The following is an 11,925-nucleotide window of genomic DNA, read 5'->3' as shown; positions in this document are numbered from 1 at the left end:
GTGGTGCGAATGCGCCCCACACGTCACGAGAACGGGCGCCGGGCGGGGCACCGGTTCGGTCACCGGACGGTCCGGAAATCGTCACCGGATGCGCCGCCGGGGCGCGGCCCCTGGCCGGGCAGGTCCCGCGCCGGTCCGGGCAGGGGCCACCCCTGCGGTCCTACCGGGTCACCGGCGACCGGGTCACCGGGCCGGTTCGAGGAACCCCTGTTCGACAAGGAGGCGGATCTGGACCGGGGTCCGGTCGCGCAGGGCCACCGGGTCCTCGCCGACGAGTTGGGCGATGGCGTCCAGAATGCGTCCGGCGCTGAGCGTGCCGTCGCACACACCGGCGAATCCGGCGCCGACCGTGTCCACCTTCGTGGCCCGCCGCATCCCACGGTTCTGACGCAGCACCACGTGCTCGGGGTCCTCGGCGCCGGGCAGCCCGACCTGCTCCTGGACGACCTCGGCGGTGAGCCGGAAGTGCGCGGCGAGGAGGGCGGCGTCGTCGTTCGCCCGCAGGTAGTCGACGCGCGCGAAGTGCTGCCGCACCGTTTCACCGAGCGGCTGTTCGACCGGATGCGGCCATTCCTCCATGGTGATCGAGGGCTCGGACTCCGCGGCGGCCGACTTCCGCAGCGTGATCCACCCGAACCCGACGCCCTTGACCTTCCGCACCTCGAACTCGTCGAGCCACGCGTCGTACCGCGCCTGGTACTCGGCGACGTCACCGCGGTGGTCCCCCGCGTCCCGCAGCCACAACTCGGCGTACTGCGTGACGTCCTGGACCTCGCGCTGGACGATCCACGCGTCGCAGCCGCGCGGGACCCACGACCTGAGCCGCTCCTGCCAGTCCTCCCCCTCCACGTGCTGCCAGTTGGCGAGGAACTGCGCGTACCCGCCCTCGTTCAGCCGCTCCCCCGCCTGCGAGACGAGCGTGCGGCACAGGTCGTCCCCACCCATCCCGCCGTCGCGGTACGTCAGCCGGGCGCCGGGTGAGATCACGAACGGTGGATTCGACACGATGAGGTCGTACGTCTCGTCCTCCCCGACCGGCTCGAAGAGCGAGCCCTCTCGCAGCTCGACGGCGGGGGCTCCGGAGAGCGCCAGTGTGAGCGACGTGATGTGCAGCGCGCGCGGGTTGAGATCGGTCGCCGTCACGCGCGTGGCGTGCTGCGCGGCGTGCAGCGCCTGGATGCCGGAACCGGTCCCGAGGTCGAGGGCGGCTGCGACGGGCGTCCGTACGGTGATGCCGGCCAGCGTCGTCGACGCCCCGCCGACCCCCAGCACGACGCCCTCGTCCCGGCTCCCGATCCCCCCGGCCCCGCCGACGGCGCAGCCCAGGTCGGACACGATGAACCAGTCCTCGCCGTCGGGGCCGCCGTACGGCCGCACGTCGACGGTGGCGGCGACCTCGTCCCCGTCGTCACCGACGCGAACGAGCCATCCGCTCTCGACACACGCGTCGACAGGCAGCACGCCCTCCACGCGCGCGCGTACGACCGGCTCCTGCAGCAGGAACAGCCGCACCAGCGCCTCCAGCGCCGTGTCGCCCCGCGTCGCCCTGAGTGCCGGCACGACCTCACTCCGCGCGAGGGCCGCGTAGGCGGGGGCACCGAGCAGTTCGAGCAACCCGTCGGCGGTGAACTCGGCACCGAGCAACGCCTCCCGCAACCGCGCGGCGACATCGGACCGATCGACAGAGGGCAACGAAGACAGTCTGGAGTCACTCACACCGCCCAGCGTAGCCGCGCGACGTGACCCGACCCGGTCGCGGGCACCCCGCGTCCTCCCTTGGCACGGGCAGCGCGCCCGACGCCCCCCGACCGCGGACAGAAGGGCCCCCAGGGGCGACCCGGACGGGCGCAGCGGCACCTCGTCACCGCCGAGCCGCGGAACCCACCCCAGCCCGACCCGACCGCCGGGCGGGCGATCGGGCGTCGGCCCCGCCCTCGCCCACCAGCGACCTCGGGCGCACGCTCAAGCCCCGGCCCGGCTCACGTCACGGCCGAAGGGCGACCGGATCAGCTCTTCGTGGGCACAGCCGGTGCCGAGGCAGCGCCGGACGTGGTCGCGGACTTGCAGCTCTGCTGCTCGGCCATCGCCTGCCCGACCTCCCCCTGCTCCAGCTCCTTCAGCGAGTCGCTCCCGGTCTTGCTGAGCTTCTCCAGCTCCGTCGCGACCCCTTCGAGCCCGTCCGCGAACTTCGCCTGGTCCTTGGTGTTCAGGGCGTCCGACTTCTTCTTCAGCTCCCCGTAGGCCGTGGACAGCTGGTTCAGCTCGGCGACCGCGGCCTTCTGCTTCTTCTCGCCGTCCTCGACGTCCGGCGCCCCGGCCTTCTGAATGGCCGTCGCCATCGCCTTGTAGGCGTCGGAGATGTCCTGGAAGCCCTGGGAGTCGGCCTTCTGCACGTCCGCCGGCGCGCTGTCGTCCGAGGTCTCCTTCTGGATCGAGGCGTTGGCCGCCGCGATCTTCTTGATCTGCGGCTGCACCGAGTCGCAGACCTCCTTGGCCCAGGAGTTCAGCTTGTCGTTCGTCTCGTCGTCGCCGCCGCAGCCGGACAGCGCCAGTACCAGTACCGCACCGCCGGACAGTGCGGCCGCGAGCTTCTTGTTCACCGGATTGGTCCCTTCCATGGCTCTCGGCCCCGGAACATACACGCCGGATGGGCGACACCTGTGTGCCGAGCACCCCCGGTGCACCCTTTTGTAACCGTTTGCACCAAGAGAGAGAAGGCTCACGGACACCACCGCCACGGCCAAGGGGCGGACGGCCGGCGCGTCAACACGCGCCGTCCGCCCGCCCCTTGAGCTGGCCCCTGGCAGAGCCGGTCGTAAGACCGCCTACGAAACCACCGCCGGATCCGCCGACTTGGCCACCCGCTCGGAGTTGCCTTCGTCACCCACGGCGATCCCGCGTCGCTTGGACACGTACACCGCGCCGACGATGACGGCGATCGAGGCCGCGGCGATGGCGACCCGCAACGCGACGCTCTTGTCCTCTCCGTAGCTGAACTGGACGACGGCGGGCGCGATGAGCAGTGCGACCAGGTTCATCACCTTCAGCAGCGGGTTGATGGCCGGGCCCGCCGTGTCCTTGAACGGGTCCCCGACCGTGTCGCCGATGACGGTCGCGGCATGGGCCTCGCTGCCCTTGCCACCGTGATGGCCGTCCTCGACGAGTTTCTTGGCGTTGTCCCACGCACCACCGGAGTTGGCGAGGAACACCGCCATCAGCGTCCCGGTCCCGATCGCACCGGCGAGATACGCGCCGAGCGCGCCGACCCCGAGCGAGAACCCGATCGCGATCGGCGCCATGACGGCGAGCAGACCGGGCGTGGCCAGCTCCCGCAGGGCGTCCTTGGTACAGATGTCGACGACCCGGCCGTACTCCGGCTTCTCGCTGTAGTCCATGATCCCGGGGTGCTCGCGGAACTGCCGCCGCACCTCGTAGACCACCGCGCCCGCCGACCGTGAGACCGCGTTGATCGCCAGCCCCGAGAAGAGGAAGACGACCGCGGCACCCGCGATGAGCCCGACGAGGTTGTTGGGCTGCGAGATGTCCATCATCAGGTTCATGGGCGCGCCTTCGCCGGAGACCTTCTCCCCGACGTCGTTGGCCGCCGTGAGGATCGCGTCCCGGTACGACCCGAAGAGCGCGGCGGCGGCGAGGACGGCCGTGGCGATGGCGATGCCCTTGGTGATGGCCTTGGTGGTGTTGCCGACGGCGTCCAGGTCGGTGAGCACCTGCGCGCCCGCGCCCTCGACGTCGCCGGACATCTCGGCGATGCCCTGCGCGTTGTCGGAGACCGGCCCGAAGGTGTCCATGGCGACGATGACGCCGACCGTGGTGAGCAGGCCGGTGCCGGCCAGCGCCACCGCGAACAGCGCGAGCATGATCGACGTACCGCCGAGCAGGAACGCCCCGTAGACGCCGAGGCCGATCAACAGGGCGGTGTAGACGGCCGACTCGAGACCGATGGAGATACCGGCGAGGACGACGGTGGCCGCGCCGGTGAGCGAGCTCTTGCCGATGTCCCTGACGGGACGCCGGCTGGTCTCGGTGAAGTAGCCGGTCAGTTGCTGGATCAGCGCGGCCAGCAGGATGCCGATGGCCACGGCGACGACCGCGAGGACCCGCGGATCGCCCTCGTGACCCGCGATCGCCGTGTCCGTGACCCCTTCGAGGTCGGCGTACGACGAGGGCAGATAGGCGTAGACGGCGATGGCGACGAGCACCAGCGAGATCACCGCGGAGATGAAGAACCCGCGGTTGATGGCGGACATGCCGCTGCGGTCGGTGCTGCGGGGTGCCACCGCGAAGATGCCGATCATCGCGGTGATCACGCCGATCGCGGGCACGATCAGCGGGAACGCGAGACCGGAGTCGCCGAACGCCGCCTTGCCGAGGATCAGCGCGGCGACGAGCGTCACGGCGTACGACTCGAAGAGGTCGGCCGCCATGCCCGCGCAGTCGCCGACGTTGTCGCCCACGTTGTCGGCGATGGTCGCGGCATTGCGCGGATCGTCCTCCGGAATGCCCTGCTCGACCTTGCCGACCAGGTCGGCGCCGACGTCGGCGGCCTTGGTGAAGATGCCGCCGCCGACCCTCATGAACATGGCGATGAGCGCGGCTCCGAGTCCGAAGCCCTCCAGCACCTTCGGTGCGTCGGCCGCGTAGACGAGGACCACGCAGGACGCGCCGAGGAGGCCGAGCCCCACCGTGAACATGCCGACGACGCCGCCGGTGCGAAATGCGATCTTCATCGCCTTGTGCGAGACGGCGGTGAGATCCTTTTCCGGCTCACCTTCCGCCGGTGTCGCTTCCCGGGCCGCCGCGGCGACGCGCACATTGCTGCGCACGGCGAGCCACATACCGATATAGCCGGTGGCCGCCGAGAACGCCGCGCCGATCAAGAAGAACACCGATCGCCCGGCACGCTGATTCCAGTCGTCCGCGGGCAGCAGCATGAGCAGGAAGAACACGACGACGGCGAATACGCCGAGCGTACGCAACTGCCGTGCCAGATAGGCGTTCGCGCCTTCCTGGATGGCCGTCGCGATCTTCTTCATGCTGTCGGTGCCCTCACCCGCCGCGAGCACCTGGCGCACCAGGACCCCGGCGACGACGAGTGCTGCCAGGGCCACGACGCCGATCACCATGACGATGATCCGGTTGTCGTCGGTGAGCACCGCGGCTGCGAAGTTCGCGGTGTGGTCAAACCTTTGAGGGGTAGAAAGCCCCGCCATTCGTCCTCCTTGACGCTTGGGCTGAGCTCAAGATGTGGACGGATTGTAGGGAGGGGAACCTGATCAAAACAGTGCACGGGAAACGGAATTGGCCTTCACATGCTCTTCAGCAAATGATCCACACCCGACCACGCTACTCGAAAGAAGTAACGCCTCAAAGGCGTTGACACTTGATCAATTATCACGTGAATGATCGTGAATTCCTTCACGAATTCCGGTGTTCCGATGGACGGTGATCGGAATAAATGCCGAACAAAACACGAAGGGCCCTGCTCAGCAGGGCCCTTCGCGGTACTACTTGAAGATGTGAGACGGACGATCAGGGCACGACCGCGACCGACGGAGTCGTCGGCCAGGTCATGCGGATCAGCCCGCCGTTCTCGTCGGCGGTGACCTCCACGTCGTCGACGAGGCCGCTGATGACCGCTAGGCCCATGTCGTCCTCCTCGACCTCGACGTCCGCATCGCCGCCGGCACCCGATGACCGGTCACCGGGAACGGCATGCGGCGCCTCGTCGCCCACCTCGATGGAGAACTGCTTCTCCTCCTCGATCAGCGACACCTGCACCGGCGCCGAGATACCGCTGCTCTGATGCAGTCCGACGGCACGGGTGCACGCCTCGCCGACGGCCAACCTGACCTCGTCGAGGACGGCCTCGTCCACTCCGGCCCTGCGCGCCACCGCTGCCGCCACCAGCCGGGCGGTCCTGACGTGCTCGGGCAGCGCGCTGAAGCGGAGTTCAACGGTGGCCATGCATCCCCCTCGGAACTACGGGCGTGCTCTCGGAAGGCCGGGCCGCACGGGCCCGGTCCTCCTCACTTGTCTGTGGCCGTCCGGGCACGGGGCCCGGACGGACGTGATCAGTCAGTGGCCGCCACCGCTTCGTCGACCGAGGTGTGAATCGGGAACACCTTGGTCAGACCGGTGATGCGGAAGATCTTCAAAATCCGCTCCTGGTTGCACACCAGGCGCAGCGAGCCCTCATGGGCCCGTACTCGCTTCAGGCCGCCCACCAGTACGCCGAGCCCGGTGGAGTCGAGGAAGTCGACGCCCTCCATGTCGACGACGAGGTGGAAACTCCCGTCGTTGACCAGCTCGACCAGCTGCTCACGCAGCTTGGGCGCGGTATAAACGTCGATTTCGCCACCGACCTCGACGACCGTACGATCGCCGACGGTACGGGTCGACAGGGACAGGTCCACGGATCCTCCAGCACCTTGCTATCGAGCGTTCGCCCCTCGGGACACCTCGGCTTGAAAGCCCCCGGGACGGTTCGCCAGCCGCGATGGCATTCAATCACTTACCGGCAGGCGTGCACGACGCCTTGGCTCCATTGTCCGTCACGCCGGTGACACACTCGATGCCGATGGCCAAGAATCACCGATCCGATCGAACCCCGACGGACACCGCCTCCAGCCCCTCGCCGGGCACGGTCCTGGACCGGCTCGCCTCGGGGCCGAGCCGGGCTTCGCGCATCACTCATACGGAGCATGTGCCCCCACGTGCGGGCCGCCATGCCGTCTGGCCCGACCGGATCCGACCTGAAGTGGTCGCCGCCGTTCAGGCCGCGGGAATCGAACATCCCTGGGCCCACCAGGCACGCGTCGCCGAGCACGCGCTGGACGGCACATCGGTCGTCGTCGCCACCGGCACCGCCTCCGGCAAGTCGCTGGCCTACCTGGTCCCGGTCCTCTCCCGCCTCCTGGACGGCTCCGAGGCCCCCAACGGCCGTGGCGCGACCACCCTCTACCTGGCTCCCACCAAGGCCCTCGCGGCGGACCAGTGCCGAGCCGTGAAGGAACTTTCACAACCTCTCGGAAACGCCGTCCGCCCGGCCGTGTACGACGGCGACACCCCCGTCGAGGAACGCGAGTGGGTCCGCCAGTACGCCAACTACGTCCTCACCAACCCCGACATGCTGCACCGGGGGATCCTGCCCTCCCACCCCCGCTGGTCCTCCTTCCTGCGCGCCCTGAAGTACGTCGTCATCGACGAGTGCCACACCTACCGCGGCGTCTTCGGCTCGCACGTCGCCCAGGTGCTGCGGCGTCTGCGCCGCCTGTGCGCCCGCTACGGCGCCGAACCCGTCTTCCTCCTCGCCTCCGCCACCTCCGCCGAGCCCTCGGTCGCCGCCGGCCGCCTCACCGGCGTCCCGGTCACCGAGGTCGCGGACGACGCCTCGCCCCGCGGCGAACTGGTGTTCGCCCTCTGGGAGCCCCCACTCACCGAACTGCACGGCGAGAAGGGTGCGCCGGTGCGCCGTACCGCCACCGCCGAGACCGCCGACCTGCTCACCGATCTCATCGTCCAGGGCGTCCGCTCGGTCGCCTTCGTCCGCTCCCGGCGCGGCGCTGAGCTGATCTCCGTGATCGCCCAGGAACGCCTCGCCGAAGTGGATCGCTCCCTCTCCCGCCGAGTCGCCGCCTACCGCGGCGGCTACCTCCCCGAGGAACGCCGCGCCCTCGAACGCGCCCTCCACTCCGGCGAGCTCCTCGGCCTCGCCGCCACCACCGCCCTCGAACTCGGCGTCGACATCTCCGGCCTCGACGCCGTCCTCATCGCCGGTTACCCCGGCACACGCGCCTCCCTGTGGCAGCAGGCAGGCCGCGCCGGACGCTCCGGCCAGGGCGCGCTCGCCGTCCTCGTCGCCCGCGACGACCCGCTGGACACCTTCCTGGTCCACCACCCCGAGGCCCTGTTCGACCGACCGGTGGAATCGACCGTCCTCGACCCCGACAACCCGTACGTCCTCGCCCCCCACCTCTGCGCCGCGGCCGCGGAGCTACCTCTCACGGACGAGGACCTCGGCCTGTTCGGACCCGCCTGCGAAGACCTGCTGCCGCAGCTGGAGGCCGCGAAACTGCTCCGCCGCCGGGGCAAAGCCTGGCACTGGACCCGTCGCGAACGGGCCGCCGACCTGGCCGACATCCGGGGCCAGGGCGGTCGCCCCGTCCAGGTCGTCGAGACCGGCACCGGCCGGCTCCTCGGCACGGTCGACGCGGGCGCCGCCCACACCACCGTCCACGAGGGCGCGGTCCATCTGCACCAGGGCCGCACCTACCTGGTGCGCGAACTGGACCTGGATGACTCCGTCGCGCTCGTCCAACAGGCCGAGCCGCCCTACTCGACGGTCGCCCGCGACACCACCTCCATCTCCGTCCTGGAGACCGACACCGAAGTCCCCTGGGGCGACGGCCGCTTGTGCTACGGCTCCGTCGAAGTCACCAACCAGGTCGTCTCCTTCCTCCGTCGTCGCCTCATCACCGGCGAGGTGCTCGGCGAGTCCAAACTCGACCTCCCTCCTCGTACGCTGCGCACCCGCGCCGTCTGGTGGACCGTCACCGAGGATCAGCTCGACGCGGCCCGGATCGGCCCCGAGATCCTCGGCGGCGCCCTGCACGCCGCCGAACACGCCTCGATCGGCATGCTGCCCCTCTTCGCGACCTGCGACCGCTGGGACATCGGCGGCGTCTCGGTCCCGCTCCACCCGGACACCCTGCTCCCGACGGTCTTCGTCTACGACGGCCACCCGGGCGGCGCGGGCTTCGCCGAGCGCGCCTTCCACACGGCCCGTGCCTGGCTCACCGCCACCCGCCAGGCCATCGCCTCCTGCGAGTGCGACGCCGGCTGCCCGTCCTGCATCCAGTCCCCCAAGTGCGGCAACGGCAACGATCCACTGCACAAACGGGGCGCCGTACGCCTCCTGACCGAACTGCTGCGCACCGCACCGGATGCTCCGACGGAGGGGCGGGTGCCCTAGGGATCGGCGCGCCTCGGAGCGGGAGAGCCTTGGCACCCGGGGATTCTGAGCGCCTCTGGGCTAGGGAGCCGCGGGGTCTGGCGGGCGCCGTCGTGCGGGGCTGGTCGCTCCGCTCCCCGCACCCTTGAGGCGCGCTCCCACGGGGCTCTCCGGTGGGTCTCCCAGCCGGAACTCGGGCCCGGCGGCCCCGCACGTGCCCTGGACTCGGCGGTGAGCGGTCCCGTCCCGGAGGCGGCTGTGACGTCCGAGATCTCTCCCTCGACCTCGCAGCGCACCAGTCGGCTGCCCTGGGCCTTCGCCACCCGTTCCGCCGTCGCGCAGGCCCCCTCGGCTCCTCTCATCCAGTGGTCGGCGGCCGCAAGGGCCGCGAGATCGGCCGCCGCCTGCGCCTCATGCCGGATCACGACCGCTTGGCCGAAGGCGAGTACGGCACCGAACACCGCGCACAGCACCGCGATCGCGCCGACCGCCCAGACGGTCGCGGAACCCCTGTCCGCACCGGCCGCCTGCCCCGGGACCGAGCGGGCGCCCCTGAGCCACCGGCCGCGCCACCAGCTCGCGGTCACCCGCCCACCTCCCCCACCGTCTCCTCCGCCAGCGCCACGGCCGCATGGCTGAGGTCGAGGCCCAGACCGTCCGGACCCGGCGCACGGGCCGAGACCACGACACGTACGAAGTCGCCCTCCCGGCCCACGAGGACCTCCGCCCCGTCCGGCGCCGCCTTACGCGCCGCCGCCACGACCGCACCCGGAGGGTCCTGCCGGGCCGCCGCCCGGGCACCGGCCCGAGCGGCGTCCACGACCTGGATCTGCGCGCAGGCGGCGAGCAGGGCCCACACGAGCGCTGTCGCGAACAGCAGCATCACCGGCAGGGCCATGGCCGCCTCCGCCGTCACGAACCCGTCGTCACCGCCCAGCGTCCCGCGCAGCCGTCGCGGCTCACGCCCCGCCATTGAGGGCCCGCCCGACGATCTGCTGCAGCTCCGCCTGGACCTGCCCGCTGGTCACCACCTTGTACAGAACCGCGGCGAAGGCCACGGCCGCGATGATCCCCACCGCGTACTCGGAGGTCACCATCCCCGCATCCCTCCGGGCCGCCCGCACCCGGCACAGCACGGCCCGCACCACCCGGACCCGCACCGCTCCCACTACCTGCAACGCCTGTACCGCCTTGTTCATCTCAACCCCCGTGAGGCTCTGTTCCGTCGACCACTGGTCTGTCCGCTGATCACCGCTGTTCGCTGGCCGCTTCCGGTCCTTCGGGTGGCCCTCGCGCACCGCCCACCGGCGTCCGCCCCGTCATCGCCCGCCTCCTCCCAACAGCCCGTCCGCCAACCCGATGACCACCGGCAGGACACCCACCGCGATGAAGGCGGGCAGAAAGCACAGCCCCACCGGTGCGGTGACCATCACGGCGGCCCGGCGCGCCCGTTCCGTCGCCGAACGGCCCCATGCGGCGCGGGCCTCGGCGGCCAGGCGTGCGACCGGTGAGCCGGCCGGCACGCCGGACTCGTCGGCGCGCTCCAGGAGCCGCGCCAGGGCTTCGGCACCGGGAAGCGCCGCCAACGAACGCCACGCCTCGGCCGGTTCTCCCCCGAGCCGAGCTTCCGCCGCCCCTCTGGCCAGCCGTCCGCCCACCGGTCCGCCGAGGGCCTCGCCCACGGCCTGCGCGGCCACCACCGGGCTCGCTCCGGCCGTGATGCAGGCGGCCAGCAGGTCGGCGGCGAGAGGCAGTTGGCGAGCGGCCACAGCGGCGTCGTACGCCTCGCCCGGGTCGCCGTTCGCGTGCCGGGCCCTTCTCAGCCACTGCCAGGCCCCGAATCCGGCGGCCAGCCCCAGCAGCAGTCCCACGAATCCACCGACGAGCACCCACCCGGCGCAGGCCGCACCGACGACCGGCAGCCATCGCCGTACGAGCCCCTGGGGCAGAACGCTGCGCCGGGGTGGCTCGGCCACGAGGGCGAGCACCGTGGTCAGCCGACCGCGCAGCCTGCGCCGGCGTCGCGCGGTGTCGAACGACCGGACCAGCCACCACAGGCTCACGATCACGACGACGGCCACCCCCAGCCTGTGGACAACCTCCCCGCTCACACCGCCTCAGCTCCCCGGACGATCCGCAGCGCCCACCACAGGCCCGCGCCCTCCAGCACGGCACCGACGAGCAGGCAGCCCATGCCCGCCGTGCTGTGCAGCACCACGTGCAGGGGGTCGGCGCCGAGCGCGGTGCCCAGCAGGAGGCCCAGGACCGGCAGCCCGGCGAGCATGACGGCCGTCGATCGCGCGCCGGCCAACTGGGCGCGCAGGTCCGCCCGCTGGTCCCGCTCGGCGCGCAGGGCGCCCTCCAGCCGGTCCAGCCCGGCGGCGAGGCCCGCGCCCCGGTCGACGGCCACCCGCCAGCACGCCGCGAGCCCCAGCAACCCCTCGGCGCCCGGCTGCCGCGCCGCGTCCGCCAGGGCACCTGGCACGTCCCCGCCGAAGCGAGCCGCCGCCAACACCACGGCGTGGGCCTCGCCCAGCCCTCCGGAGTCCCGCGCGGCCCGCGTCAACGCCTCGCCCGGCTGCCGCCCGGCCCGCACCTCCCCCGCGAGCGACGCGCACAGGGCGACCACGGCATCGCCCCGCCCCTCCCGGGCCCGACGCTCCCGCGCCGCCCGCCGCACTCGCCTCAGCAGCGGCACCCCGGCCGCTCCCGCGACGACCGGCAGCACCGACGCCCCGAGCACCCCGATCACCAACCCGGCCACTGGCGCCCACCACTCGGCCCCCAGGCTCCGCACCCGGTCAACGCCCCGCTTCCAGATCGGCGGCCCCACCGCTCCGCCACCCGGCAGCAACGACCGCGCCCGCCGCAGCCCGGCGCCCCGTCCCTCGTCCGACATCCAGGCCGCGGCCCCGGCACACATCACGGCCACCACCCCCGAGATCTCCCCGACC

At 71.7% G+C, this 11,925-nt stretch carries 11 protein-coding genes; 1 reads left to right on the top strand and 10 read right to left on the bottom strand.

Features of this window, described 5'->3' with window-relative positions:
• Positions 1 to 183 precede the first annotated feature (183 nt).
• From RM704_RS15785 to bldG, 5 genes are all read right to left on the bottom strand, one after another.
• A complete protein-coding gene (locus RM704_RS15785) occupies positions 184 to 1,716 on the bottom strand; it encodes a DUF7059 domain-containing protein (protein ID WP_033524658.1) in 1,533 nt (510 codons plus the stop codon).
• Positions 1,717 to 2,006: 290 nt separating this feature from the next.
• A complete protein-coding gene (locus RM704_RS15780; RefSeq protein ID WP_033524657.1) occupies positions 2,007 to 2,618 on the bottom strand; it encodes a small secreted protein in 612 nt (203 codons plus the stop codon).
• Positions 2,619 to 2,825: 207 nt separating this feature from the next.
• On the bottom strand, positions 2,826 to 5,231 hold the full coding sequence (locus tag RM704_RS15775; protein ID WP_033524656.1) for a sodium-translocating pyrophosphatase: 2,406 nt from the start codon (positions 5,229 to 5,231) through the stop codon (positions 2,826 to 2,828).
• Between the two features lie 319 nt (positions 5,232 to 5,550).
• Positions 5,551 to 5,985: an ATP-binding protein gene (locus RM704_RS15770; RefSeq protein ID WP_033524655.1), complete on the bottom strand. Its 435-nt coding sequence runs from the start codon at positions 5,983 to 5,985 to the stop codon at positions 5,551 to 5,553.
• Positions 5,986 to 6,092: 107 nt separating this feature from the next.
• Positions 6,093 to 6,434: an anti-sigma factor antagonist BldG gene (gene bldG / locus RM704_RS15765; protein ID WP_005475923.1), complete on the bottom strand. Its 342-nt coding sequence runs from the start codon at positions 6,432 to 6,434 to the stop codon at positions 6,093 to 6,095.
• 83 nt (positions 6,435 to 6,517) lie between these two features.
• On the opposite strand from bldG, the gene RM704_RS15760 reads away from it, so the two are divergent.
• Positions 6,518 to 8,992, top strand: a complete 2,475-nt coding sequence (locus RM704_RS15760; RefSeq protein WP_078936888.1) for a DEAD/DEAH box helicase — start codon at positions 6,518 to 6,520, stop codon at positions 8,990 to 8,992.
• Here the strand turns inward: RM704_RS15760 and RM704_RS15755 are convergent.
• The 5 genes from RM704_RS15755 to RM704_RS15735 form a co-directional block, all read right to left on the bottom strand.
• Complete coding sequence (locus RM704_RS15755; protein WP_107072183.1) at positions 8,989 to 9,558, bottom strand: Rv3654c family TadE-like protein; 570 nt, start codon at positions 9,556 to 9,558, stop codon at positions 8,989 to 8,991. The genes RM704_RS15760 and RM704_RS15755 overlap by 4 nt on opposite strands.
• Positions 9,555 to 9,944 (bottom strand): TadE family type IV pilus minor pilin, encoded by a 390-nt coding sequence (locus tag RM704_RS15750; protein WP_033524652.1) that lies wholly within the window; start codon positions 9,942 to 9,944, stop codon positions 9,555 to 9,557. Before RM704_RS15750 ends, RM704_RS15755 begins: the two co-directional genes overlap by 4 nt.
• Entirely contained in the window at positions 9,931 to 10,170 is a 240-nt protein-coding gene (locus RM704_RS15745; RefSeq protein WP_033524788.1) for a DUF4244 domain-containing protein, read from the bottom strand. Before RM704_RS15745 ends, RM704_RS15750 begins: the two co-directional genes overlap by 14 nt.
• A 120-nt stretch (positions 10,171 to 10,290) precedes the next feature.
• Positions 10,291 to 11,082: a type II secretion system F family protein gene (locus RM704_RS15740; protein ID WP_033524651.1), complete on the bottom strand. Its 792-nt coding sequence runs from the start codon at positions 11,080 to 11,082 to the stop codon at positions 10,291 to 10,293.
• Positions 11,079 to 11,894 carry a type II secretion system F family protein gene (locus RM704_RS15735; RefSeq protein WP_052145780.1) on the bottom strand — a complete coding sequence of 272 codons (816 nt, stop codon included), beginning with the start codon at positions 11,892 to 11,894 and terminating at the stop codon, positions 11,079 to 11,081. The genes RM704_RS15740 and RM704_RS15735 overlap by 4 nt, the downstream gene beginning before the upstream one ends.
• Positions 11,895 to 11,925: the final 31 nt, after the last annotated feature.

The organism is Streptomyces gottesmaniae, assembly GCF_031845845.1.
GTDB classification, from domain to species: domain Bacteria; phylum Actinomycetota; class Actinomycetes; order Streptomycetales; family Streptomycetaceae; genus Streptomyces; species Streptomyces akebiae.
Note: the sequence above shows the minus strand (reverse complement) of the source record. Positions and strands in the feature narration are given on the sequence as shown.

Coding starts and splice junctions, on each gene's coding strand:
- RM704_RS15770 (WP_033524655.1), bottom strand. CDS start 5,985: ATGGCCACCGTTGAACTCCGCTTCAGCGCGCTGCCCGAGCACGTCAGG.
- RM704_RS15745 (WP_033524788.1), bottom strand. CDS start 10,170: ATGAACAAGGCGGTACAGGCGTTGCAGGTAGTGGGAGCGGTGCGGGTC.
- RM704_RS15775 (WP_033524656.1), bottom strand. CDS start 5,231: ATGGCGGGGCTTTCTACCCCTCAAAGGTTTGACCACACCGCGAACTTC.
- RM704_RS15760 (WP_078936888.1), top strand. CDS start 6,518: ATGGCATTCAATCACTTACCGGCAGGCGTGCACGACGCCTTGGCTCCA.
- RM704_RS15780 (WP_033524657.1), bottom strand. CDS start 2,618: ATGGAAGGGACCAATCCGGTGAACAAGAAGCTCGCGGCCGCACTGTCC.
- RM704_RS15735 (WP_052145780.1), bottom strand. CDS start 11,894: ATGTGTGCCGGGGCCGCGGCCTGGATGTCGGACGAGGGACGGGGCGCC.
- RM704_RS15750 (WP_033524652.1), bottom strand. CDS start 9,944: ATGGCGGGGCGTGAGCCGCGACGGCTGCGCGGGACGCTGGGCGGTGAC.